We start from the raw sequence: 24,460 nt of genomic DNA on the forward strand, positions 1-24,460 counted from the left end.
CTGATTAGCCGATATACATTTCCGAGACCAGTGCTGCCTTGCCATCGATCGTTTCCATCCCGATGCGGTTGACCGATGCATTGGGCAGGCGCTTGACGACGACTTTTTCACCGAAGGTGCCGCGCTCCTTCAGTTGAAACCGCTGAGTGTGACGTTCCTGCATCGGGATCGCCTTGCCGGAACGGAACACGTGCGACGGCCGGCCGCGCAGGCGTTCGGTGCCGGCCTGCGTGAAATCTTCCCTGCCGTCCAGATCGACGATCGCCAGTTCGCGCGACGACAGATCGCCATCGATGTAGTACTTCCAGTAGCTGCTGCGGGCGGCGAATCGCAGCGAATAGTCGGCGACGTCCCGCAGATCGCCGTCGCCGACGGCGAACGTGACGACGAAAGCCGGCCGTGCCAGCAGGGCCGCGCGATCGACGATGCCGGCCAATTCCGGCGATGCGACATCCTGCAGATCGCTCTCGCCCGCGCATTCCGCTGCATGCAGCCGGCCGCGGCCGTCTTCGCCAGGCACGGCACGGCGGCTGTCGAAGACGAGCAGGCGCTGCGCATCGGCGACCGGCGCCGCCGTGTACTGGACGAAATGTGGATCGCTGCTGCAGGCGATGAAGGACAGCGCAATGGCCTGCGCACCCGTTTCGCTGCGCAGGTCCGCCAGCCTGTCTTCGTCGCAGAAGATGCCGAGGCCGCCATCTGTGTTGCGGATCACCAGCTGGGCATTGCGGACGGCGCGTGCAGTCTGTCCTGCCGCCACGAAGCCGAGATGACGGCAAATGCCATCGGCGAAGAAATCGTGCGCGACGGCGAGTCGGAACAGCGGTACATAGCTTCCCATTCGTGCCTCGCCGTCATTCCTGATGCGTCGCCACGCGCGGCGCGCGCAACGTCGGCACCTGATCGACAGCCATGGCGCTGTCGATCGTGATCATGCGGACCTTGTAGAGCACCGACGGCAGATACTTGCCGCTCAGCAGGCCCCAGACGTTGTTGAGGTCCTGGATCTTCAGGTTTTCCAGATCGAGGATCAGGCGTTCGATGCGCGGATCGAGGTCCGGCGTCGATTGATGGTCGAATACCGCCTGCCGCTGGAAAAAGGAGATCGCGCTGGAAATCAGCTTCAGCGCTTCGGGATAGCTGGTGCCGTTGAAATTGGCGGCGACCATCACGTACAGATTGAGGAACAGCGGCTGCGCGCCGACGGCGATACGCCCGCTACCGGCCTGGCTGGACTGATGCTGCGGCACCGTGTCCTTCTCGATGTTCGCCACCAGCATGACGAGCTTGTTGCTGACATTGGGAGCGACGCTGCCGTTCGGCTCGACGATGTTGGAGACGACGACGATATCCTCGGCCAGGCTGTATTCGCGTTTGAGCGACTGGTTCAACTGGCTGGCGAGATGGGCAAGGGCCGCATTGATCATGCACATCCCATCGGCGTTGGACAAGCAGAAGAACAGCGACGTATGCGCTTTTCTGCCTCCAACCGAGCCGTATCCCTTGCCACCATGAAAGTTCCCCTGCCGAAACAGGTGAAGTTATACGGTCTCGTGCTGTCAGTCGTCACCTGTCAAAAATGACAGGTGATCTCTTGCGGATTCTGCGATAAAAAGGCGATCTGGCCGAGGGGCTATTCCCATGAATATGGGATGTATATGATGTGACAACCTTACGATAATCGACGCAGTAAATTTCCCGTCGGAATGTTTAGGTTCTTTGAAATGATGAAAATCCCACGGGAAGCTACCGGTGCTCGGCATACCAACAGGACTGATCATGGCACGCAATGATTCCGGTGCTCGCCTGTCCGATGTCGAGATCGCCGAAATTTCCAAGACCAGGCGCTGGGCCGACCTCACCTGCTCGCTCGAACGCTTACTACCGCGCTTCGGCTATTGCAGGTTCATGCAATTCATTCTCTTCACACAGGCCGACGGCAAGATACTCAGCCATGCGCACGGTACGCTGGAACCTTCGTTTGACGTCATTTTTCGGGAAAGTTCCGCAAGCCGCCGAGATCCGAATTCCATTCATGCCAACGGCACCAATGTGCCCATCGAGTGGACAATCGAACAGATGTGCATCAAGGGAAACAGCCGGCTCTACGATGCATTGATGAGCGCGGGCATTCATGGCGGCATCAGCATCTGCAGCCGCAGCGCACAGGCCGTCAGCCGCATCGACTTCTATCGCGAGAAGCCCGCAACCGCATCGATGGCGGAACAGGCCGATCTGTTGATGCTGGCGTCTTATACGCATCAGTCGGCGGAATATCTGCTACGCCAGCAAGTGTGCGGCAAGGCTGTCGGTGACAAAACTTCTGCTTCCGCACTGTCGGAACGCGAAGTCGAGTGCCTCGGCTGGAGTGCCAACGGCAAGACCAGCGCCGAGATCGGCATGATCCTCGGCATCTCGCAACGCACCGTCTATTTCCACCTGCGCAGCGTGTCGTCCAAGCTCGGCGTCTACGGCACACGACATGCGATCAGCAAGGCCGTGATGATGGGCATCGTCGCACCACGCCATAACGCCTGAGCCGTTTTTCCTTTATCGACGTACGACAGGCCTGCTACATGCGCGATGCATGCATAGATATGAAATATGGCGAGGCAAATTGCAGCAAGGCGGCAACCGGCGTAATCGCAACCATGCCGTGGTCACATGCAGGCACGGCATAGCGTTGCTCCACTGCGGCCGGCCGCCATCTTGCATTTCTGCAAATCTCCGCAGCGAACGATCATTCTGCCGATCAGTCACATGATCATCCGCGCTATTCCGATCACGGTCGCATCAAGCAAGTGCGCATCGGGGAATGTTCCGCCGGCAATTCCATACAAGGAGACTGACATGTTCAACAACAAGGATGCGATCGCGATGATCGCAGTCAGGGATATGCAGGTCGCAGCGAAATTTTACGAAACCGTACTCGGCTTGCAAAAGGAATCGACCATAGATAAAGAAGTCATTACCTACCGCAGCGGCAACACGAGAATCAACGTCTACCAGTCACAATATGCCGGTACCAACAAGGCGACGACGCTGATATGGAATGTCGGTGACGATATCGACGCTATTGCCCGCATGCTGAAGAACAAGGGGATAGCCTTTGAACATTACGATCTGCCAGGTTTGACGTTAGAGAACGATCTTTACGTCGGCGATGGCATGAAGGTCGCATGGTTCAAGGATCCGGACGGCAATATACTTAGCATCGTCTCCGGTTAGTCGAACATCTATCCGAACAGCCAGCCGGCGCCCAGCAACAACGATGCAGCGGCTGCGATCTTGCCGCCGATGACGACGCGGTGCGGCGCATAGCTGAGCAACAGCACCAGTATCAGCGCCGCAGCCGTCAGCGTGCCCAGGCACAGCACCGGGCCGATGGTCCAGCCTTCCAGTGCTACGCAGACGGCGAAGGCCGCCAGCAAAGCCAGCGTTCCCATTGCGCGAAACAATTGGCGCACGGCCATGCTCGGTTCCTTGCCGCGGCCGTGGATATCCGAATAGTGGCGATCCATTGCCAGGCTGAGCGCAGTCCAGCCGCAGCAAGCCAGCATGAGTCCGGTGACGAATCCGATGAAAGCGCTCATGTCGCCTCCGGCATCAGTTTTTCATCGGCTGCTGGTCTCTTCAAAGGCTTCTTCTGCACACCGTGCTTACCGCCCTTCAGCCGCCATGCCGCATACGCGAAGCAGCAACCCAACAGCAGTGCCATCAGGTCGAAACCGGCGAATACCGCCGGACCGTGCAGCAGCGTCACGCCCAGATGCAGATTGGTGGTGAATGCGTTCAATACTGGCAGCGACATGAACAGGAAACCGCCGAACGCCAGCAGCCATTGCCACATGCGGCGCGACGGCCTTATATGCGCGCAGGCCAGCGCAACGCCCCATGCGATGAAGAAGCAGCGCGCTTCGATATCGATGCGATTTTCGAGTCCAACCGGCAGCAGCCGGTTCGCCCAGAAATAGGCGGCGAAAGCGATCGGCAGGCCGGCGATCACGCCGATGTTCATGCCTTCCACCAGCCGCAGGCCGAAGGTAGGACGTGCGCCGGCCGCGATCGCCTTCGCCTGTCCCTGCCGTTTCTTCACGGCCCACAGCAAGGCACCGGTCGCCACCATCGCGCATCCTGCGAGCCCGCACAGGAAGAACAGGAAGCGCAGCAACGGATCGGAGAAATGCGCCATGTGCAGGCCATACAGCACGCCGCGCGTTTCCGCCGCACCGCTGACCGAATCGCCATGCGATGCAATCAGCTCACCGCTGGTGCCGTTGAACTGCATGGACGGACGCAAATAGGACAGATGTCTGTAGTACTGGCGCGTGACGGAAACCGTCGCATTGGCATCGCCCGGATGATTGATGGTGATGGAAGCGGCCGCGCCCTGCCATTGCTGCTCTGCCCGCTCCACGATCGGCGCGATTGGCGTGAGTGCCGCCGGCCTGCCGGCAGCCGGCCCGTTCTGCGCAGACGGGAAGACGTCGGCGAAGAATGCCTGCTGATCGCCTTTGTAGACCGTTTCCACACCGCTCGGCATGTACATGAACATCAGCGTGATCAATCCCGTATAGGTGATCATCAGGTGATACGGCAAGGCCAGCACGCCGAGCGCATTGTGCGCATCGAGCCACGATCGCTGTCCCTTCTTCGGACGAAACGTGAAGAAATCCTTGAAGATGCGCTTGTGCGTGATGACGCCGGTGACGATCGCAACCAGCATGAACATCGCGCAGAAACCGACGATCCAGCGAGCCCAGCGCACAGGAATGTAATGCAGGTCGAAATGCAAGCGATAGAGGAATTCGCCGCCGCGCGTTTCGCGTACCGACGGCATCGCGGCACCGGTGGCAGGATCGAGCAGCATGCTCTGGAAGCGGGCCGGCTTTTCTCCCGGCACGGCGCGCGGAATCCAGCCGATGCGCATCGTCGGCGTGCGGTCGTCCGGCAGTGAAATGAACCAGCGCGTCGCATCCGGCGCCTGCTGCTCCAGTGCACGTACGGCATTTTGCGCAGCCTGCACGTTGCCGACCGGCGCCGCGGTGGCAGCCTGCAATTCCGGTTTCATCCATGATGAAATCTCGTCGCGGTAATAGGACGACGTGCCGGCCGCGAATATCAAAAACAATATCCAGCACACCAGCAGGCCGGACCAGGTATGCAGCCACGCCATCGACTGGCGGAATCCTTCCTTCATGCCCCGCTCCGCAATGCCATCAGCAACAGGCCCAACACGGCTGCAGGCGCAACGAGGCCAACCCAGGCACGCCATGCGGTTTTCGCAGCGAAGACCCAGATCGTCGCGCAGGTGTAGACCGTGAACGACAGCATCGTCGCCGTCAGCACGGCATCCGCTTTTGCCAACGGCAGCCCCAATGCCAGCACGGCAGTGGACAGCGCAGCGACCACATAGCCGCCGCCGATGGCCGCCATTGCACGTGCCGCCACCCCAAATTTGTATTGCAATTCTTCTTTCATCGTTCGGTACCGACGGATTAACTGTGTTGCCTGCCGCTGCTGCCGTTCCGGGGTAAATCGGATAACAGCGCAATAATGAGAATAATTATCGTTTGCATTGTATTGAAAAAGCCGCGGCAAGGCAATCGACACGCTGCAGCAGCTTGGAATTCCCATGCAACGCACAAAAGAAAAGCGGCGCATTTGCGCCGCTCGATCAGTTGCCCGCAATTACCATGGAAAGGGATCGTGATATTCCTGCCAGGCTTGCGGCCCCTGCTCCATTTCCTCGTCGGTCAACAGGCAATCGTCCAGCATGCAGCGCAGCGCCGCCTCATCCATGCCGATACCGATCAACACCAACTCCTGTCGGGCATCACCAGTGCCGTCGGACCAGTCCATACGGATTCTGGCAACGGCTTCAGGATCTTCGGGCCATTTTTCGGGAGGTACTGCGGCCCACCACAATCCGGCGACACCATGCCGGCAGACGCTGCCCGCCTGCGACCATGACGCAGCAGCCGTCGGGCGACTCGCCAGCCAGAAGAATCCCTTTGAGCGGATCACGCCTGGCCACTCACGTTGCACGACGTCGAAGAAGCGCTGCGGATGGAACGGCCGGCGGCGGCGATAGACGAAGCTCGCGATGCCGTATTCCTCGCTTTCCGGCACATGTTCGCCGCGCAATTCCTTCAACCAGCCGGGCGCCTGCGCTGCTTGCGCGAAATCGAACAGCCCGGTATCCAGCACCATATCGAGCGCCACCTTGCCGAACGACGACTCCACGATGCGTGCACGCGGATTCAAGCTATGCAGGATGCCCTTCAGGCGCTCGCGGCCGGCATCTTCTATCAGATCGGTCTTGTTCAGCACAATCACGTCGCAAAATTCGATCTGCTCGATCAGCAGATCGACGACAGTACGTTCGTCTTCGTCACCCAGCGATTCGCCACGCGCTTTCAAACTATCGCGCGAACCGTAATCCCGCAGGAAATTGAAGCCGTCGACGACAGTCACCATCGTATCCAGCCGCGCCATGTCGGACAAGCTGCGCCCCTGTTCGTCGGTGAAGGTGAATGTTTCCGCAACCGGTAGCGGTTCGGAGATGCCGGTCGATTCGATGACCAGTTGATCGAAGCGCCCTTCACCTGCCATCTTTGCCACCTCTGCCAGCAAATCCTCACGCAACGTGCAGCAGATGCAGCCGTTGCTCATCTCGACCAGCTTTTCTTCCGTGCGCGACAGGTCGGCACCGCCGTCGCGCACCAGCGCAGCATCGATGTTCACTTCCGACATGTCGTTGACGATGACGGCGATACGCCGCCCTTCGCGGTTATGCAGAATGTGGTTGAGCAATGTGGTCTTGCCGGCGCCAAGAAAACCGGACAATACGGTAACGGGTAAGCGATTCATGCGGAAATTTTCTCGATACGAAATGATGAAACGGAACGTGCCGCATTGAGCTTGCTGAATCGCGCCCATATGCAACTTGGTTGCAATTATACATAAATGCAACTTTGTTGCATATTTTGTCGGCACCTGACGATGCACGGTGATTTGCATGTATCAGGAAAACCGTACAAGCCGATTTCTGATGACGACGAACGGCTTGCCGAAGGGTTGCAAGAAAAATGTCAGCGCCATCCACGTTCTGGCCATGGTGCATCACGTGTCGCTCAAAGCACCTGCCATCTGCAAGTTCATCACATCATTGAAAATGCAGCCTTTTCTTCCCGCGTCCGCTCAATGCCCCACGGCTTGCCGATGCATCAGCCGGTACAGCAACGGCAACACCAGCAACGTCAGCGCAGTGGACGACAGGATGCCGCCGATGACGACCGTCGCCAGCGGACGCTGCACTTCAGCGCCGGTGCCGGTCGCCAGCGCCATCGGCAGGAACCCGAGCGAAGCGACCAGCGCCGTCATCAGCACCGGCCGCAGACGCGTCGCCGCGCCCTCGCGTATCGCCTCGCCGAGTTCAACGCCCTGCTCGCGCAGGCTGCGGATGAAGGACAGCATCACCAGCCCGTTCAGCACCGCCACGCCGGACAGCGCAATGAAACCGACCGCCGCCGAAATCGACAGCGGAATGCCGCGCAGCCACAGCGCCAGCACGCCGCCGGTCAGCGCGAACGGAATGCCGCTAAACACGACCAGGCCGTCACGCACGTTGCCGAACATCGCGAACAGCAGCATGAAAACCAGCGCCAGTGCTGCCGGCACGACGATCTGCAGGCGCTCGGCAGCCGATTGCAGTTGCTCGAACTGGCCGCCCCAGGCGAGCCAGTAGCCGGGCGGAACCGTCACGCGCGCTGCGATGGCCTGCCGCGCCTGCGCGACGAAGGAACCGATGTCGCGTCCGGCCACGTTTGCGCTGACGACGATGCGGCGCTTGCCGTCTTCGCGGCTGACCTGGTTCGGGCCAGGTGCCAGTTCCAGCGTCGCCACTTCGGACAACGGAATGTAGTCGCCCTGCCCGGCCTTTCCGTTCGACTCGCGCGGCAACGCCAACGGTAAACGCCGTATCGCTTCCAGATCGCCGCGCAACCGTTCGGGCAAGCGCACCACAATCGGAAAACGGCGATCGCCATCGAACAGCGTGCCGGCCTCGCGCCCGCCGATGGCGATCGATACCGCCGCCTGCACATCGGCGATGTTCAGGCCGTAGCGTGCGGCCTTTTCGCGGTCGATGGCGACGGTCAGCATCGGCAGGCCGGTGGTCTGCTCGACCTTTACTTCGGATGCGCCGGCCACGCCGCGCAAGACGTCGGCGATGCGCTCGGCGGTATCGTTCAGCACGTCCATGTCGTCGCCGAACAGCTTGACGGCGACGTCGCTGCGCACGCCGGAGATCAGTTCGTTGAAGCGCAGCTGGATCGGCTGCGAGAATTCGTAATTGCTGCCCGGCACCGATTCTGCCGTCTCGCGTATCGCCGCGATCAGTTCGTCGCGCGATTTGCGCGGCCTGGGCCACTGATCCTGCGGCTTCAGCATGATGTAGCCGTCCGAAATGTTCGGCGGCATCAGGTCGGAAGCGATCTCCGCCGTCCCGGTGCGCGCGAAGACGCGTTCGATTTCCGGATGCTTCGCCATCAGTGCCGTTTCCAGTTGCCGTTGCATCGCCAGCGATTGCGTCAGGCTGGTGCCGGGAACGCGCAACGCCTGGATCGACAGGTCGCCTTCGTTGAGGCTGGGCACGAATTCGCTGCCCATGCGCGTGGCCAGCAATCCGGCCAGCACCACCAGCACGCCGGCAAAGGTCAATACGACCGCTGCATTGCGCATCACGCGCTCCAGCATACGCGCGTAGGCAGCGCGCAGGCGCTCCATCCACGCGTATTCGCGCTCGGTGCCGCCGCGCACGCACAGCGCAACCGCCGCCGGCACGAAGGTGATCGACAGGATCATCGCGCCCAGCAATGCCAGCACCACCGTCGCCGCCATCGGATGAAACATCCGCCCTTCGACGCCGGTCAGCGCGAAGATCGGCAGGTAGACCGCCATGATGATCAGCTGGCCATAGATCAGCGGCCGGCGCGCCTCCTGTGCTGCCGCGAACACTTCGCGGAAACGCTCGTCGCGCGTCAGTGGCCGGCCGGCGTGCTGCTGCGCATGCGCCAGCCGCCGCACGCAATTCTCGACGATGACGACCGCACCGTCGACGATGATGCCGAAGTCCAGCGCCCCCAGGCTCATCAGATTGGCGCTGATGCGGTAATGCGCCATGCCGGTCAGCGTGAACAGCATCGACAGCGGAATCACCATCGCCGTAATCAGCGCCGCACGGAAGTTGCCGAGAAAGACGAATAGCACAGCGATCACCAGCGCCGCGCCTTCCAGCAGGTTTTTCTTGACGGTGGTGATCGCCTTGTCGACCAGCACGGTGCGGTCGTAGACCGTCACCACCTTCACGCCGGGCGGCAGGCTGCGATTGATCTCCTGCATCCGCGCATCGACGGCACGCGACACGGACCGGCTGTTCTCGCCGATCAGCATGAAGACGGTGCCGAGCACGACTTCGCGGCCGTTTTCGGTGGCGGCGCCGGTGCGCAGTTCACGGCCGTAGCCGACTTCGCCGATATCGCGTATGCGGATCGGCACGCCACCGACATTGCCCAGAATGACGGCGCCGATTTCGGCCAGCGAGCGTACCTGCCCCGGCACGCGCACCAGCAACTGTTCGCCGCGCCGTTCGATATAGCCGGCGCCGACGTTGGCATTGTTGCGTTCCAGCGCATCGATCACGTTCTGCAGCGTCAGGCCGTAGGACGACAGTTTTTCCGGCGATGGCGCGACCTGGTATTCCTTCGCCTGCCCGCCTATCGTGTTGATTTCGGTGACGCCGGGCACCGTGCGCAACTGCGGCTTGATGATCCAGTCCTGTATCTCGCGCAGGTCGGCCGCCGAATACGGCGTACCGTCCGGCTTCTTCGCGCCATCTTCCGTTTCCACCGTCCACAGGTAGATTTCGCCGAGACCAGTCGAGATCGGCCCCATCGCCGGCGTCACGTCGGGCGGCAGATTGCCGCGTACCTGCTGCATGCGCTCGCCGACCAGTTGGCGTGCGAAATAGATGTCGGTGCCTTCCTTGAAGATCGCCGTCACTTGCGAGATGCCATAGCGCGACGTCGAGCGCGTCTGTTCCAGATGCGGCAGACCGGCCATCGCCGTCTCGATCGGGAACGTGACGCGCTGTTCGGTTTCCAGCGGCGAATAACCGGGTGCGGCGGTATTGATCTGCACCTGCACATTGGTGATGTCCGGCACCGCATCGATCGGCAGCTTCTGGTACTGGTAGACGCCAACGGCGGACATCAGCGCCACCAGGCACAACACCAGCCAGCGATGATCGATCGCAAAACGTATCAGTCGTTCGAACATGTGGCCTCCCGTCAATGACTGTGCTCGGCTTGCGCCTTGCCCAGTTCCGACTTGACGATGAAACTGCCCTCGGCCGCATACCGTGCACCGGTCTGCAGTCCCTCGACGATTTCCACGTGGTTTCCGTCGTCACGCCCGGTCTTCACCACCTGCGGTATGAAACCATCGGCAGTGCGTACGAAGACGACGCGCCTGCCATCCACTTCCTGTATCGCATCCGCCGCGACAGCAACCGGAACCTGCGTTTCCTGCGTGGCGATTTCGACGTTGACATACAAGCCGGGGCGCCAGTTGCCGTCCGGGTTCTGCAACGTCACGCGGGCCTGCGCGGTACGCGTCTGCTGGCCCAGCAACGCGCCGACATAGGCGACCTTGCCCTGCGCCGACGAATCGAAGGCGGTAGCTCGTACCGTGACGGTTTCGCCGACGCGCACGATATGCAATTCGCTGGCCGGTACCGCGACTTCCGCCCATACCGTCGCCAGATCGGAAACGGTAAAGACATTCGCATCTGCGGCGACCGCTTCGCCCGGCGCCAGATGTTTTTCGACGACGGTGCCGTCGAACGGCGCACGCAATTCATAACGGTTGTAGGCGCCGGCAGTGCTGCCGTCAGCGCCGAGCGCCGCCAGCTTTTGCTGCGCATTCTGCACGGCGATCTCCGCTTCCTGCAGATTCGCCCGCGCCTGCAGATAATCCTGTTCGGCCGAAATCTTCTCTTCCCATAACTGCTTCTCGCGCTGGTAGATATTGCGCGCCAGCGACAGGCGTTGCCGTACCGCCAGCAGTTCGCTGCGCTGTTCGGAAAGCTGCGTGCTGGCCAGCACGGCCAGCACTTCGCCCTTCTTCACGCTCTGGCCGAGATTGGCCGGAACGCTCTGCACGACACCGGCTAGGCGCGGCACGACATGTGCTGTGCGATCCTGGTTGAAACCGATCTCGCCCGGCAGCGTCACGGTGGTACGGATCGTGGCCGGTCCTGCTTCGGCCAGCGCGATGCCGGCGGCCTTGATACGGGTGTCGTCGAATGCGGCTGTCGCCGCCTTGCTTTCTTGGCCTTCCGCATGCGTTTGGTTTTCGGCATGGCCGTGTTCGTCTGCATCGCCGGAAGCATGGTTGCCGCCCAGCAGGATCAGCAAGCCCAAGAGAATTCCTGCGCACAGAATGGCGAGGATGGCGTAAGTCTGTTTCTTGTTCGGTTTGGTCATCATGGCGTTATCCGGTCATTGTGCGGAGAGAGGCATCATCGTTTCGGCGACGAATTGCCCGCCGGTCAGGCGTGTGATGTCGGCGCTGGCGAGATGCGCGTCGAACAGTGTGCGTAGATAGCGTGCGCGAGCTTCCAGCAGCGTGCGTTGCGCATCCAGCACATCGAGAAAGGCGAACTTGCCGAAGGCAAAGCCCTTGGCTGCGGCATCGTAGGCGCGTTGTGCGCCGGGCAGGATGTCGTCGCGCAGGGATTGCGCTTCGCTGCGCGCATTCGCCAGCCGCTGCCATGCCTGCATCAGTTCACTGTCGAGGCGGATTGCAGCGGCTGCCAGCTCATCACGCGCCTGATCGGCGCGGCGCAAGGCCTGCAGCACATTGCCCTGGTTGCGGTCAAAGAACGGCAGCGGGATCGAGACGCCGATCACGGCCTGATTCCGCCCCATTTCCTCGTCGCGCTTGACGCCGACGCTAAGCGTCACATCCGGCGTGCGGCGGCTGGTTTCGACACGCGCCAATGCATCGCGGCGCGCCACTTCCTGCCGCGCCTGCTGCAATGCCGGCGATTGCTGCAATTGCTGCGCCAATGCTTCCTGCGATGGCAATGGCGGCAGGCGCATCAGCTCGCCTTCTGCCTGCGTGAAACGTGGCGCGGCGCTGCCCCAGGTCGCGGCAAGCTGCCGGCGTGCAATCGCCAGCGCGCTGTCGGCGCGTTCCCGTTCCAGCCGCACATTCGCTTCGGCCACGCGCGCCCGCGTTTCTTCCACAGGCGAAACGCGTCCGGCCTGCACACGCCTGGCGACCGTATCGGCAGCGCGTTTTGCCAGCATGGCCGACTCTGCCGCCAGCTTCTGCTGCTCCTGCGCCGCCAGCAATGCATAGAACGCTGCCGTCACCGATGCGCGCGTAGCGGCTTCGCTTGCCTCTACGCCGGCATCGGCAACCGCGCGTGCGCGATCCGCCGCTGCCACGCGCGCCGCACGCTTGCCGCCGAGTTCGATCGGCTGGTTGAAAAGCAGCGTGGTGGTGCGCGTATCGCGGCGCGTGTCTTCCATCAACAGCGACACATCGGGATTGGGCAGGACGTCGGCCTGCATGTAGGCGCCTTCCGCCGCGCCGCGTTCGTTTCGCGCGGCCGAAAAGACGGCGTTACGCTGTAGCGCCAAAGCCTGCGCCTGCGGCAAGGTCACGACGCCGGATGGTTCGATCTGTCGATCAAGGGATTGCGCTGCCACGTTCAGCGGAAGCCAAACGACAGCCAGCAGCAGGACGAGCCTGGTCATCACATTCTCCTAACAGCATGGAAACTGCCTGTGCAGGCAGACCGGAATGCAACGGAACGGCTGGGGAAAAGAAGAAGCGTTCCGCCGTATCAGGCGGCGGAACGATCAGGCTCTCTGGGGCCTTCGGGGATATGGGAGGAGAAGGAAACGACAGGCGGTTCGGCATGGATCGAACCAAGAGGGAGCGTCATCGCCGATGCCTTCGCCGGCATCGAGACCGGGCTCAGCGCATGACAGTAACCGCAGTCCGTATGCAATTGCGACAGCTTGCCGGCATGGCTGGATTTTTCGTCGGTATTCTGATGCTGATGGATATGATGGCCGAAATGCTGCACCGTCGTGCCCTGCTCATGCTGGCAATAGACGGCCGCCGCGCCCCAGGCGAACTGGAACGGTACGACCACAAGCAGCAGAATGGCGAGCAGTTTTTTCACGGAATGGATCATAACACCGGAATTGCAGAGTCAGTCCGCACGCACCGGCCGCATCGGCTGCAACAACCGCAGTCCGTTGAAGACGACGATCAGGCTGGCACCCATGTCGGCGAATACCGCCATCCACAGCGTGGCGTCGCCGGCCAGCGCCAGCGCGAGGAACACCAGCTTGATGCTGAGCGCGATCGTGATGTTCTGCACGAGGATCGCATGCGCGCGACGGCTCAGGCGGATGAAGGCCGGCAGCTTGCCGAGTTCGTCGTCCATCAACGCGACGTCGGCGGTTTCCAGCGCCGTATCGGTGCCGGCCGCACCCATCGCAAAGCCGATGTCGGCCTTTGCCAGCGCCGGCGCATCGTTGATGCCGTCGCCGACCATGCCGACATAACCGTGGCGTGCCGACAGTTCGTCGATGGCGCGCAGCTTGTCGTCGGGCAGCAGGTTGCCGCGCGCATCGGCAATGCCGACCTGCGCCGCGATTGCCTGCGCGGTGTGCGGATTGTCGCCGGTCAGCATCGTGACGGCCACGCCGAGTTTTTTCAGTTCAGTGATCGCCGCTGCGCCGTGTTCGCGCACCGTATCGGCCACGGCGACGACCAGCAGTGGCTTGTCATCGGCCAGCACGATGGCGGTCTTGCCTTCGCGTTCCAGCGCATCGAGCCGCGCTTCCAGATCGGCATTGCAGAAACCGAGTTCATGCATCAGCCGGTGATTGCCGAGATGATAGATGCGGCCGTTCACACTGCCCTTCACGCCGCGGCCGGCCAGCGCTTCGAAACCGCTCACATCAAACAGCGCGCCCTCCTTCCAGTGCACGGCGACCGCATGCGATACCGGATGGTCGGAACGATGCGCAAGGCTCGCGGCCAGCTGCAGCAAGGCTTGCGCATCGCCTGCATTGCCATCCACCGGCAGCACATCGGTCACCGCCGGTTTGCCGGACGTGATCGTGCCGGTCTTGTCCAGCGCCAGCGCCTTCAGCTTGCGGCCCTGTTCCAGATAAACGCCGCCCTTGATCAGGATGCCGCGCCGCGCCGCCGCCGCGAGACCGCTGACAACGGTCACCGGCGTCGAGATCACCAGCGCGCACGGACAGGCGATCACCAGCAGCACCAGCGCGCGATACAGCCACGGCTGGAACGGCTGCGACATCAGCAGCGGCGGCAGGATCGCCACCAGCACGGCCAGTACGACCACGACCGGAATGTAATAGCGCGCGAACTGGTCGACGAAGCGCTGCGTCGGCGCGCGTTCGCCCTGCACCTGCTGCACGCTGCGCACGATGCGCGACAGCGTCGATTCGGCCTGCACGGCCGTCACGCGATAGTCGAAGGAACCGTGTTCGTTGATGGTGCCGGCGAAGATGGCATCGCCGGTGCGCTTTTCGACCGGCATGCTCTCGCCGGTGATCGGCGCCTGGTTCACCGTGCTGCTGCCGTCGATCACGACGCCGTCCAGCGGCACGCGCTCGCCCGGTTTCACGCGCACGACCGCATCGATGACGACATCCGCCGCCGCAAGCTGCTGCCATGCGCCGTTTACCTGCACGGTGGCGGTATCCGGCGTCATTGCCATCAGGCCCTTGATCGCATTGCGTGCGCGATCCAGCGACAGCGCCTCGATCATTTCGGCGGCGGCAAACAGGAAGATCACCACCGCCGCTTCCGGCCACTGGCCGATCGCCACCGCGCCGATGACGGCCAGCGACATCAGGAAATTCATGTTCAGCGACAGATGGCGCAGCGCGATCCAGCCCTTTTTCAGCGTATCGAGGCCACCGGTCAGGATGGCGACCAGCGCCAGTGCGATTACCGGCCAGGAGTTTTCATTGCCGGTGGTCCATGCGACGACTTCGGAAGCGATGGCCGTCACACCGGAAATGCCCATCAATATCCAGGTGCGTAGCGGAATCCGATAATCGGCCGACAGATCGTGGTGATCGTGTTCGTCCGCGCGCGTCATGTCCAGCGAATCGGATTTGACGACGGGATCGAGGCCCAGTTTTTCCAGCGCCTGCACGATGCCGTCCACCGACATCAGGTTGTGGTGCACCGTCAGTTCGCGCTGCATCAGGTTGAATTGCATGCCGAGAATGCCGTCCATGTTCTGGAAGCGGTCGCGGATCAACTTTTCCTCGGTCGGGCAATCCATCTTGCGGATCACCAGCACCAGCCGTGCTGCGTCGGCTGGCACCGCAGGCGTTTTCGCCGGCGTCTCCGCCGGCATTGCCACGCTGCTTCCGCAAGGCTTATCCGAATTGCAACAGCCCATCTGCTTCTCCTTGATTGACGGAATTGACATCGACCTTGCAATTAGAGACTCTGTAGCCACTATAGAGTCAAGCGCTGCCTCACAGATTTATTCTCGGGAAACAAGATGACTGCGTCCCTGCTGAAAATCGGCGAACTCGCCAGCCGTACCGGTTCTTCCGTCGAAACCATCCGCTACTACGAGCAGCAGAACCTGCTGCCACAGCCGCCGCGTTCGGCCGGCAATTACCGGCTGTACGGCGATGCCCACGTCAAACGCCTGCAATTCATCCGCCATTGCCGCTCGCTCGACATGACGCTGGACGAAATCCGCGCGCTGCTCGATTTTCGCGATCATCCGCAGCAGGATTGCACGGGCGTCAACGCACTGCTCGACCATCACATCGGTCATGTCGCGCACCGTATCGAGGAATTGAGGGCACTCCAAATACAACTGGAAGAATTGCGCAGCCGCTGTCGCGGCACGCAAACAGCAGAGGCCTGCGGCATTCTGCAAGGGCTGGAAGATGTAGAAACCGGTGAACCGAAAAATCTGGGTTCGCATGCCGGTGGCTGCCATTAGGCTGCCATTGGCATCGGCCTGCGGCAGCATGTATCCGCATATAAGCAAATGCCCGGCCATCCATCTTGCTCCCGCTTTTCATCCCCGGTCGGGACTGGCATGATGCACGCGCAATCGACACCCCCATTCAACATGACCACAGGAATCATTCGATGACCCGGCTTGCCGTTCTGCGCTATCCGGATGAACGCCTGCATACGGTGGCCGCACCGGTGCAGGAAGTGAACGACGCCATCCGCACGCTGGCCGCCGACATGGCGCAGACCATGTATGCCGGTGGCGGCATCGGGCTGGCGGCAACGCAGGTCGATGTACACCTGCGCGTGATCGTGGTGGATGTATCGGAAAGAAAAAACCAGCTGCTGACGCTGATCAATCCGGAAATCGTCAAGGCCGGCGGCAGCCTGGCTTATGAAGAAGGCTGCCTATCCGTACCCGGCGTCTACGAAAAAGTGAAACGCGCGGCATGGCTGCGCGTGCGCGCATTGGGGCTGGATGGAAAGCCGTTCGAACTGCCTGCAGACGGCTGGCTGGCGGTCTGCATCCAGCATGAAATCGATCATCTGGACGGCATGGTCTTCGTCGAACATCTGCCGCGTCCGCAGCAGGCGCGCATCCTGAAGAACATGGCGGCGCCCCGTTCACCGCGCAGGAAAAAACAGGGGCGCTGATCCCGCGCCTCCAAACCATTCAGACCTGATTCGATTCAAGTTGCGGCAAGTTGCGCCGTTACCGGGTGCATGACGCCGGTGGCAGGATGACGCAGCTTGCCGATGCGCGCGACCAGCACGTCGTCGAGCTGCGCTTTCGTCAGCCCGTGTTTTTGCAGGAAACCATCGTCGATCTCGATTTCCGCGATCACCAGTCCGCGCGGTTCCGCGATTTCCACATGACTGACCTTGCCGAACAGATCGATCTGCAGTCCGGTCGCGGGACTGCGGATGTCAATCAGGCGCGGTTCGATGGCATTGGCGAACTGACGCGCATCGAGCGCACGCAGCGCAGGGAAACAGCCGGAAATTTCGATCAGGGTCTTCATGGTTTTCTACAGAACGGATGGGCCGCCGGTAATCGTCGCTGGCAATCGTATGCTGCAATCGCATACCGGTGCAGCCGGGTATTATCGCCATCCACGGCCGCTTGGCAAGCCGCAGAAAGATGAAAGTGCAACAAGGCATTTCCGCAATTTTTAACAATCCATAACATTCCCCTCGGGCAAATGACGGTAACTTGTCGCTATTCATTACGATAGAATCGCCGGTTGTCCTGAACAGGCCAAATTCCCATTACTCCATGTCCAAGCGTGTGCCGTCCATCCGCTCCAAGCTCGTGCTGCTCGTCACAGCATGCGTGCTGCCGGCCTCGCTGATGGCAGTGGTGCTGATCGCGCACGATTACCAGCGCACGCGTGAACTGCTGCTGTCGAACCTGCTGGGCACGGCGCGCGCGATGATTTCGACCGTCGACCGGGACATGACGAGCATCGAATCGTCGCTGATTGCGCTGGGCACCTCGCCCTACCTCGTATCGAAAAACTACCGCGCCTTCTACCGACAGGCCCGCAACGTGCTGAAGATCCAGGCCGAACAGGGTGACATCAACATTGCACTGCTCGACCGCAGCGGCAGGCAGTACATCAATACGCGCCGTCCGTTCGACGCACCACTGCCGTCACGCAGCCGCTTCAAGGGTATCGAGGCGGTATTCGATACGGCCCAGCCCGTCATTTCCGATCTGTTCGTCGGCGAAGTCACGCAAAAGCCGTTGCTGGTGATCGGCGTGCCGATTTCATTGCAAGGCAATGGCAAGGTCGATTACAGCCTGAACGCCGGCATTTTCCCCGAACGTTTCGAAAAACTGCTGCATCAGCAGAAGCTGCCGGAAGGCTGGATCGCCGCCATTTTCGACGGCAACGGCAATATCATCGCGCGCACGCGCGACATGCAGCAATACGTCGGCAAGCCCGGCACGCCGGAAATGATCCAGCGCATGGCGACAGCCAGCGAAGACACCTTCATCAGCACCACGCACGACGGCGTACAGGTACACACGGTATTCAGCCGTTCGTCGCTGTCCAACTGGTCGCTGGCGATCGGCATTCCCACGCAAAGCATCACCGACGAACTGCGCAATACGCTGTTCTGGCTAAGCTTCGCCACGCTTGCCCTGCTCGCCAGCAGCCTGACGGCCGCGTGGCTGATCGGCGGCCGCATCGCCGAATCGATACGCGGCCTGACCGGTCCGGCGCTGGCGCTCGGCTCGGGCGACGTCGTCAGCGTGCCGCCGCTGCACCTGCGCGAAGCCGATGAAGTCGGCCGTTCGCTGGTCAAGGTATCGGAACTGCTGCATCGCGCGCAACATCAGGCAAACCACGATGCGCTGACTGGACTGGCAAACCGCGCCCTCTTCAACGAGATCGTCAGCCAGCAACTGCTGCTGTGCGAGCGCAACAACACGCCACTGGCGATTCTTTACATCGACCTCGACGGCTTCAAGGCAGTCAACGACCGCCACGGCCACGAAACCGGCGACAAGCTGCTGTGCAATGTCGCCGCGCGCCTCAAGGGCGGCAGCCGCAGTTCTGACGTGGTGGCGCGCCTGGGCGGCGACGAGTTCGCCATCGTGATGGTCGGCGCGACGATGGAAGACGGCCTGCTGGTCGGCGAAAAACTGGTCGACAGCATTTCCGCGCCCTATCTGATCAACGGCCTGGAACTGCACGTTTCTGCCAGCATCGGCGTGGCGGCCTACCCGGATTCCGGCGTCACCAGCGATGCGCTGCTGCATCGTGCCGACGGCGCGATGTACAAGGCCAAGGGAATGGGCCGGCGGCAGGTGGCGGCGGCGAGCTGATCCGCTTTTTCTCTCTTTCTATTGCCGCGTTTTACCGCTGTTTTATCAGCGCATGAATGGAAGCACGGGCAGAAAATTCCGGCACCCATAAAAAAGGCGGAATCCATCCGCCTTTTTTCTTTGCTTCCGCTAACCCTGCCCTTAACCCTTGTACAAATCCTCGGGCGGATCGTTCGGTCCAGGCACTGGCGCGGTATTCGGCGGTGCATTGTCCGGTGTCGGCGGTGATGGCGAGAACAGGCGTTCCCAGAAACTCTTCTGCTCCTCGACATCCAGCGCATGCACTGCATCGTTGCTGCCGACGTATTCGGTATAGGTCCAGTCGCCGTCGGCCTGCGTGACGCCCGGCGGCACGATGGGTGCGAATTCCTGCATGCCGCGCAAGGCCACGCGCATGTAGTCGCTCCAGATCGGCAGCGCCAGCGTGGCGCCGAATTCCCGGCTGCCCAGCGTGCGCGGCTTGTCGAATCCCATCCAGGCGACAGCGACGATATTGCGGCCGTAACCGGCAAACCAGCCGTCCAGCGAATCATTGGTGGTACCGGTCTTGCCTGCAAGATCGCTGCGGCCCACGCGCTGGCTCGCCGCATAGCCGGTACCCGATCGCACCACGTCGCGCAGCATCGAATCCATGATGAAGGCATTGCGCGGCGACAGTGCGCGCGCCGTCTCGTCGCCCGCCTGCGGATGGTTGGCCTCCTGCAGCACGTTGCCGCGCGCATCCACAACCTTCTGGATCAGGTAAGGCGACAGCCTGAAACCGCCGTTGGCGAATACCGCATAGGCGCTTGCCATCTGCAGCGGCGTCACCGAGCCGGTGCCGAGCGTCAGTGTCAGGTTGGTCGGCTGGCGCTCCGGATCGAAGCCGAAACGCGCCAGATGTTCCTTCGCATAAGGCGGCGTGATCTTGCGCAGCACACGGATCGCAACCATGTTTTTCGATTTCTTCAGGCCGATGCGCATCGCAATCGGGCCGTCGTACTGATCGTCGTCGTTACCCGGGTTCCACACCTTGCCGTTCTCTTCCGGCATTTCGCCAGGAGCGAACTGCGCATCATAGACCAGCGTGCTCGGCGAGAAGCCGCGCTCCAGTGCCGCCGAATAGATGAAAGGCTTGATCGTCGAACCCGGCTGACGCCATGCCTGCGTGACGTGATCGAACTGGTTCATTGCAAAGTCGAAGCCACCGACCATCGCGCGAATCGAGCCGTCCTGTCCGTTGACCGCTACCAGCGCCGCCTCCACTTCAGGCAATTGCGAAATCGCCCATGTCTGCTTGCCGCGCACCGTGCTCTGCACGATGCGGATCACGGAGCCAGGCTTGATCTTCTTCTGCTCGGAAGCCTTGGGCGACAAGCCGGATGCAGCGAAACGCAAACCGTTGCCGGTGATTTCCACCGTCTCGCCGGACAGCAGCATCGCACGCACCAGCTTCGGCGTCGCATCCAGCACGACGGCTGCCTGCAGATCGTCGCTGTCCGGATGCTTGACCAGCGTATCCGCGATTTCTTCCTGGCGATCTTCGGCATCCTTGGACAGCGCGATGAGCGCTTCCGGGCCGCGATAGCCGTGGCGACGATCATAATCCAGCACGCCGCGCCGCACTGCCGCATAAGCCGCATCCTGATCGGCCTTGGTCAGCGTCGTATAGACGGAAAAACCGTTGGTGTAGGTTTCATCCTTGTATTGCGCATACATGTACTGGCGCACCGATTCGGCCGCGTACTCGGCATGCGTTTTCAGGCGGTTGCCGTCTTCCAGCACGTGCAGCTTCTCGGCGGCGGCTTCCTTGTATTGCTTGTCGTCGATGAAGCCCAGTTCATGCATCCGCTTCAGGATGTATTGCTGGCGTTCGGTGGCGCGCTTCGGATTGACGACCGGATTCGCCGTCGCCGGCGCCTTCGGCAAGCCTGCCAGCATCGCCGATTCGGCGATCGTCAGATCCCTGATCTCCTTGCCGAAATAGATACGCGCGGCGCTACCGAAACCGTAGGCGCGCTGCCCCAGATAGATCTGGTTCATGTACAGCTCGAGAATCTGGTCCTTCGTCAAGTTGTGCTCGATCTGGTAAGACAGCAACACTTCCTGCAGCTTGCGCGTGTAGGTTTTCTTGCGTGTCAGCAGGAAGGTACGGGCCACCTGCATCGTGATCGTCGATGCGCCCTGCGAACGGCTGCGAACCAGGTTCGCCAGCCCTGCCCGCACGATGCCGAGAAAATCGACGCCGCCGTGCTCGTAGAAATTATTGTCCTCGATCGCAATGATCGCGTTCTTCAGGCTGTCCGGCACATCGGTGATCGGCACGAAATCGCGACGCTCTTCGCCGTATTCGCCGATCAAGACGTTGTCGGCCGTATAGACGCGCAGCGGAATCTTGGGACGGTAATCGGTCAGCGCGTCGATCGGCGGCAGATTCGGAACGATGAACAGCGCAGTAAAGAGAATGCCGAGAATGATCGTGGCGATCAGCCCAAGTCCGCCAACGATGGCTGCCTGGCGCAACTTGATATCGGTCGGACGTTCCGACCATGCGACGATGGCGGAGGAAAGTTTGGAAAAAAACCGCAATGCGAACCCCTGTCAGATCTGGTATGCGCCGCAACTTTAACAGGCATTGCACGATCGGGTTGCAACCAATTGTTATCTTGCAAAAATTACATGGAGAAAATTACAAGGTATGCAGGGAACGATTTGGCGATGCGCACGTCATTGCTGCAGATCGTCCGACAAGTCAGATAAAGCGGCAGACAACGCGGCAAGCAAAGCGCTATCCAATGTGTGCCGCGTATTCCATGACGGAAGAATGTATGCGCAAACACAGCCATTCTTCACAACTTCTTCACACGGTCTTGCGACATTGATGAAGCAGCCGAACCGCATCGTTGTTATCGTTTCCCTTCCTTATGCATCGCCGATACGTCGCGCGAGAGAGAACAACGCGCCCGCATCGATATGGTTGACACGCAGTGAACACAATCGCGATTGCTGTGGCATTTCGCGCACGATCTCAAATTTTTCATCCGGATATTACTGACATCTTCATCGACGCAGGCTTATCGTTAGCCCTCGATTTTCAATACGGCGACATTCTCGCCGCTCGCATCCTGCGAGTCTGACAGGAGATGAAATGAAAAAACCTTTCTACCGGATTCTGTATGTGCAGGTCCTGATCGCAGTCGCCATCGGCATCGTGCTCGGCCACTATTACCCGTCGCTGGGTGTGGACATGAAGCCGCTGGGCGACGGCTTCATCAAGCTGATCCGCATGCTGATCGGGCCGATCATCTTCTGCACCGTCGTCATCGGCATCGCCGGCATGGCGGACCTGCGCAAGGTCGGCCGCGTCGGCGGCAAGGCGTTGATCTACTTCGAGGTGATGTCGACGCTGGCACTGATCATCGGCCTGTTCGCCGCGCATCTGCTGCAACCGGGCCACGGCTTCAACATCGATCCGGCCACGCTCGATACGAAAAGCATCGTCAACTATGCGGCGCAGGCGAAGGAGCAAAGCGTCTCCGAATTCCTGCTGCACATCATTCCGCACACGATCAGCGATGCGTTTGCCAAGGGCGACATCCTGCAAATCCTGTTCTCTGCACTGCTGTTCGGCGGCGCGCTGTCGATGCTGCACGGCAAGGGCGAAATGGTTACCGATCTGATCGGCCAGATTTCCAAGGTGTTCTTCCGCATGGTGCACATCGTGACCAAAGTCGCGCCGATCGGCGCATTCGGCGCGATGGCTTTCACGATCGGCAAATACGGCCTGGCATCGCTACTGCCGCTGCTGAAGCTGATCGGCTGCTTCTACCTGACGGCAATCATCTTCGTCTCGGTCGGCCTGGGCATTGTTGCCAAACTGACCGGCTTCAACATCTTCCGCTTCATCGCCTACATCAAGGAAGAACTGGTGATCGTGCTGGGCACAAGCTCTTCCGAAGCCGCATTGCCACAACTGATGGAGAAAATGGAACGCCTCGGCTGCTCGCGCTCAGTCGTCGGCCTGGTGATCCCGACCGGCTATTCGTTCAACCTGGACGGCACCAACATCTACATGACAATGGCGGTGATCTTCATCGCCCAGGCGCTGAACATCGACCTGACCTGGCAGCAGCAGGCGATCATCCTCGGCGTGGCGATGCTGACGTCGAAAGGCGCCAGCGGCGTCACCGGCGCCGGCTTCATCACGCTGGCGGCGACGCTGGCCGTGGTGCCTTCGCTGCCGGTGGCCGGCATGGTGATCATCCTCGGCATCGACCGCTTCATGAGCGAATGCCGTGCTTTGACCAACATCGTCGGCAACGGCGTGGCCTGCGTGGTCGTCTCGGCATGGGAAGGCGAACTGGATCGCGACAAGCTGAACCGTGTCATGTCCGGCGAGGAAGCCGAAGCGCTTGCCTGAAGCAGCAAAAAACAAAGGGAAATCCACGAAGGGACGCATCGGCGTCCCTTTTCATTGGTGTTCTATTGCCGTTCTTCCCGCTGCCGCCTGCGATACCGTGTCGCTTTCGACCACCCTTCCGGCAAGGAAAGGCGACTCGCAATACAATCTTGCATTTCCTTCAGACATCACATCAAGGAGAACGGCTTGCAGCCGATCATTTCCGTCAGGAATCTCACCAAGCAATACGAATCCGGCTTCCAGGCGCTGAAAGGCGTGGACCTGGAAATCAACCGCGGCGAAATCTTCGCGCTGCTCGGCCCGAACGGCGCTGGCAAGACCACGCTGATCAGCATCATCTGCGGCATCGTCAATCCGAGCAGCGGCAATGTACTGGCCGACGGTCATGATGTCGTCACCGAATACCGTGCGGCGCGTTCACGCATCGGCCTGGTGCCGCAGGAACTGTCGACCGATGCATTCGAAACGGTGTGGGCTACCGTCAACTTCAGCCGCGGCGTGTTCGGCAAGCCGACCGATCATGCGCACGTCGAGAAGGTCTTGCGCGCGCTGTCGCTGTGGGACAAGAAGGATTCCAAGATTTTCGCGCTGTCCGGCGGCATGAAGCGCCGCGTGATGATCGCCAAAGCCTTGGCGCACGAACCGAAGATCCTGTTCCTCGACGAGCCAACCGCCGGTGTCGACGTCGAACTGCGGCGCGAGATGTGGGACATGGTGCGCAACCTGCGCGAAAGCGGTGTGACCATCATCCTCACCACGCACTACATCGAAGAAGCGGAAGAGATGGCCGATCGCATCGGCGTGATCCGCAAGGGCGAAATCATCCTCGTCGAAGACAAGCACGCGCTGATGAGCAAGCTCGGCAAGAAGCAGCTGCGCCTGCACCTGCAGCGCCCATTGCAGGCAATTCCCGACGATCTGGCCGTATGGCGGCTGGAGCTGTCGGCGGACGGCCAGGAGCTGATCTACACCTTCGACGCCCAGGCCGAACAGCAGACAGGCATCGCCGAACTGCTGCGCAAGCTCGACGAGCACGGCATCGACTTCAAGGACCTGCAATCGAGCCAGAGCTCGCTGGAGGAAATCTTCGTCAATCTGGTGAAGGCCTGAAC

General features: G+C 61.1%; 20 protein-coding genes. 7 read left to right on the forward strand and 13 right to left on the reverse strand.

Annotated elements, in window-relative coordinates; all coding sequences use genetic code 11:
* Positions 1 to 4: 4 nt before the first annotated feature.
* Positions 5 to 841, reverse strand: coding sequence for a hypothetical protein (locus IEV40_RS00230; RefSeq protein WP_188418931.1), 837 nt, complete (start codon positions 839 to 841; stop codon positions 5 to 7).
* 13 nt (positions 842 to 854) lie between these two features.
* Positions 855 to 1,427, reverse strand: a complete 573-nt coding sequence (locus tag IEV40_RS00235) for a Pvc16 family protein (protein ID WP_188418932.1) — start codon at positions 1,425 to 1,427, stop codon at positions 855 to 857.
* Between the two features lie 352 nt (positions 1,428 to 1,779).
* Here IEV40_RS00235 and IEV40_RS00240 point away from each other — a divergent pair, with 352 nt between their 5' ends.
* Together IEV40_RS00240 and IEV40_RS00245 are read left to right on the forward strand one after the other, a co-directional pair.
* Positions 1,780 to 2,538 (forward strand): helix-turn-helix transcriptional regulator, encoded by a 759-nt coding sequence (locus IEV40_RS00240; protein WP_188418934.1) that lies wholly within the window; start codon positions 1,780 to 1,782, stop codon positions 2,536 to 2,538.
* 312 nt (positions 2,539 to 2,850) lie between these two features.
* Entirely contained in the window at positions 2,851 to 3,228 is a 378-nt protein-coding gene (locus IEV40_RS00245; RefSeq protein ID WP_188418936.1) for a VOC family protein, read from the forward strand.
* Positions 3,229 to 3,236: 8 nt separating this feature from the next.
* Here the strand turns inward: IEV40_RS00245 and IEV40_RS00250 are convergent, their stop codons facing one another.
* From IEV40_RS00250 to IEV40_RS00290, 9 genes are all read right to left on the reverse strand, one after another.
* Positions 3,237 to 3,593, reverse strand: a complete 357-nt coding sequence (locus IEV40_RS00250) for a DUF3325 domain-containing protein (RefSeq protein WP_188418939.1) — start codon at positions 3,591 to 3,593, stop codon at positions 3,237 to 3,239.
* Positions 3,590 to 5,200 carry a PepSY-associated TM helix domain-containing protein gene (locus IEV40_RS00255; protein ID WP_188418941.1) on the reverse strand — a complete coding sequence of 537 codons (1,611 nt, stop codon included), beginning with the start codon at positions 5,198 to 5,200 and terminating at the stop codon, positions 3,590 to 3,592. Before IEV40_RS00255 ends, IEV40_RS00250 begins: the two co-directional genes overlap by 4 nt.
* Positions 5,197 to 5,481 (reverse strand): DUF3649 domain-containing protein, encoded by a 285-nt coding sequence (locus IEV40_RS00260; RefSeq protein ID WP_188418945.1) that lies wholly within the window; start codon positions 5,479 to 5,481, stop codon positions 5,197 to 5,199. The genes IEV40_RS00255 and IEV40_RS00260 overlap by 4 nt, the downstream gene beginning before the upstream one ends.
* Before the next feature lie 210 nt (positions 5,482 to 5,691).
* A complete protein-coding gene (zigA, locus tag IEV40_RS00265; protein WP_188418947.1) occupies positions 5,692 to 6,873 on the reverse strand; it encodes a zinc metallochaperone GTPase ZigA in 1,182 nt (393 codons plus the stop codon).
* A gap of 330 nt (positions 6,874 to 7,203) precedes the next feature.
* Positions 7,204 to 10,341: an efflux RND transporter permease subunit gene (locus IEV40_RS00270; RefSeq protein ID WP_188418950.1), complete on the reverse strand. Its 3,138-nt coding sequence runs from the start codon at positions 10,339 to 10,341 to the stop codon at positions 7,204 to 7,206.
* 11 nt (positions 10,342 to 10,352) lie between these two features.
* Positions 10,353 to 11,552: an efflux RND transporter periplasmic adaptor subunit gene (locus IEV40_RS00275; RefSeq protein ID WP_229723888.1), complete on the reverse strand. Its 1,200-nt coding sequence runs from the start codon at positions 11,550 to 11,552 to the stop codon at positions 10,353 to 10,355.
* Between the two features lie 12 nt (positions 11,553 to 11,564).
* Complete coding sequence (locus IEV40_RS00280; protein WP_188418951.1) at positions 11,565 to 12,830, reverse strand: TolC family protein; 1,266 nt, start codon at positions 12,828 to 12,830, stop codon at positions 11,565 to 11,567.
* Positions 12,831 to 12,919: 89 nt separating this feature from the next.
* Positions 12,920 to 13,264 (reverse strand): DUF2946 family protein, encoded by a 345-nt coding sequence (locus IEV40_RS00285; RefSeq protein WP_188418953.1) that lies wholly within the window; start codon positions 13,262 to 13,264, stop codon positions 12,920 to 12,922.
* A 30-nt stretch (positions 13,265 to 13,294) separates the two neighbouring features.
* Positions 13,295 to 15,535, reverse strand: coding sequence for a heavy metal translocating P-type ATPase (locus IEV40_RS00290; protein ID WP_371870028.1), 2,241 nt, complete (start codon positions 15,533 to 15,535; stop codon positions 13,295 to 13,297).
* Between the two features lie 105 nt (positions 15,536 to 15,640).
* On the opposite strand from IEV40_RS00290, the gene cadR reads away from it, so the two are divergent.
* Positions 15,641 to 16,096 carry a Cd(II)/Pb(II)-responsive transcriptional regulator gene (gene cadR, locus IEV40_RS00295; protein ID WP_308632355.1) on the forward strand — a complete coding sequence of 152 codons (456 nt, stop codon included), beginning with the start codon at positions 15,641 to 15,643 and terminating at the stop codon, positions 16,094 to 16,096.
* Between the two features lie 152 nt (positions 16,097 to 16,248).
* Positions 16,249 to 16,767 (forward strand): peptide deformylase, encoded by a 519-nt coding sequence (def, locus tag IEV40_RS00300; protein ID WP_188418957.1) that lies wholly within the window; start codon positions 16,249 to 16,251, stop codon positions 16,765 to 16,767.
* A 35-nt stretch (positions 16,768 to 16,802) separates the two neighbouring features.
* Here def and IEV40_RS00305 read toward each other — a convergent pair whose 3' ends face one another.
* Positions 16,803 to 17,135, reverse strand: coding sequence for a hypothetical protein (locus IEV40_RS00305; protein ID WP_188418959.1), 333 nt, complete (start codon positions 17,133 to 17,135; stop codon positions 16,803 to 16,805).
* 254 nt (positions 17,136 to 17,389) lie between these two features.
* Between IEV40_RS00305 and IEV40_RS00310 the strand changes: the two genes are divergently transcribed.
* Positions 17,390 to 18,949: a sensor domain-containing diguanylate cyclase gene (locus IEV40_RS00310; RefSeq protein ID WP_188418961.1), complete on the forward strand. Its 1,560-nt coding sequence runs from the start codon at positions 17,390 to 17,392 to the stop codon at positions 18,947 to 18,949.
* Positions 18,950 to 19,090: 141 nt separating this feature from the next.
* On the opposite strand, the gene IEV40_RS00315 is transcribed toward IEV40_RS00310, so the two are convergent.
* Positions 19,091 to 21,457, reverse strand: a complete 2,367-nt coding sequence (locus IEV40_RS00315) for a penicillin-binding protein 1A (protein WP_229723960.1) — start codon at positions 21,455 to 21,457, stop codon at positions 19,091 to 19,093.
* Positions 21,458 to 22,076: 619 nt separating this feature from the next.
* Between IEV40_RS00315 and IEV40_RS00320 the strand changes: the two genes are divergently transcribed.
* Together IEV40_RS00320 and IEV40_RS00325 are read left to right on the forward strand one after the other, a co-directional pair.
* Positions 22,077 to 23,348 carry a dicarboxylate/amino acid:cation symporter gene (locus tag IEV40_RS00320; RefSeq protein WP_188418965.1) on the forward strand — a complete coding sequence of 424 codons (1,272 nt, stop codon included), beginning with the start codon at positions 22,077 to 22,079 and terminating at the stop codon, positions 23,346 to 23,348.
* 186 nt (positions 23,349 to 23,534) lie between these two features.
* Positions 23,535 to 24,458 carry an ABC transporter ATP-binding protein gene (locus IEV40_RS00325; protein WP_188418967.1) on the forward strand — a complete coding sequence of 308 codons (924 nt, stop codon included), beginning with the start codon at positions 23,535 to 23,537 and terminating at the stop codon, positions 24,456 to 24,458.
* The last annotated feature ends 2 nt before the right edge of the window (positions 24,459 to 24,460 follow it).

This window comes from Oxalicibacterium solurbis (assembly GCF_014635845.1).
Lineage (GTDB): Bacteria > Pseudomonadota > Gammaproteobacteria > Burkholderiales > Burkholderiaceae_D > Oxalicibacterium > Oxalicibacterium solurbis.

Coding starts and splice junctions, on each gene's coding strand:
- IEV40_RS00230 (WP_188418931.1), bottom strand. CDS start 841: ATGGGAAGCTATGTACCGCTGTTCCGACTCGCCGTCGCGCACGATTTC.
- IEV40_RS00235 (WP_188418932.1), bottom strand. CDS start 1,427: ATGATCAATGCGGCCCTTGCCCATCTCGCCAGCCAGTTGAACCAGTCG.
- IEV40_RS00240 (WP_188418934.1), top strand. CDS start 1,780: ATGGCACGCAATGATTCCGGTGCTCGCCTGTCCGATGTCGAGATCGCC.
- IEV40_RS00245 (WP_188418936.1), top strand. CDS start 2,851: ATGTTCAACAACAAGGATGCGATCGCGATGATCGCAGTCAGGGATATG.
- IEV40_RS00250 (WP_188418939.1), bottom strand. CDS start 3,593: ATGAGCGCTTTCATCGGATTCGTCACCGGACTCATGCTGGCTTGCTGC.
- IEV40_RS00255 (WP_188418941.1), bottom strand. CDS start 5,200: ATGAAGGAAGGATTCCGCCAGTCGATGGCGTGGCTGCATACCTGGTCC.
- IEV40_RS00260 (WP_188418945.1), bottom strand. CDS start 5,481: ATGAAAGAAGAATTGCAATACAAATTTGGGGTGGCGGCACGTGCAATG.
- zigA (WP_188418947.1), bottom strand. CDS start 6,873: ATGAATCGCTTACCCGTTACCGTATTGTCCGGTTTTCTTGGCGCCGGC.
- IEV40_RS00270 (WP_188418950.1), bottom strand. CDS start 10,341: ATGTTCGAACGACTGATACGTTTTGCGATCGATCATCGCTGGCTGGTG.
- IEV40_RS00275 (WP_229723888.1), bottom strand. CDS start 11,552: ATGATGACCAAACCGAACAAGAAACAGACTTACGCCATCCTCGCCATT.
- IEV40_RS00280 (WP_188418951.1), bottom strand. CDS start 12,830: ATGACCAGGCTCGTCCTGCTGCTGGCTGTCGTTTGGCTTCCGCTGAAC.
- IEV40_RS00290 (WP_371870028.1), bottom strand. CDS start 15,535: ATGGGCTGTTGCAATTCGGATAAGCCTTGCGGAAGCAGCGTGGCAATG.
- cadR (WP_308632355.1), top strand. CDS start 15,641: ATGACTGCGTCCCTGCTGAAAATCGGCGAACTCGCCAGCCGTACCGGT.
- def (WP_188418957.1), top strand. CDS start 16,249: ATGACCCGGCTTGCCGTTCTGCGCTATCCGGATGAACGCCTGCATACG.
- IEV40_RS00305 (WP_188418959.1), bottom strand. CDS start 17,135: ATGAAGACCCTGATCGAAATTTCCGGCTGTTTCCCTGCGCTGCGTGCG.
- IEV40_RS00310 (WP_188418961.1), top strand. CDS start 17,390: ATGTCCAAGCGTGTGCCGTCCATCCGCTCCAAGCTCGTGCTGCTCGTC.
- IEV40_RS00320 (WP_188418965.1), top strand. CDS start 22,077: ATGAAAAAACCTTTCTACCGGATTCTGTATGTGCAGGTCCTGATCGCA.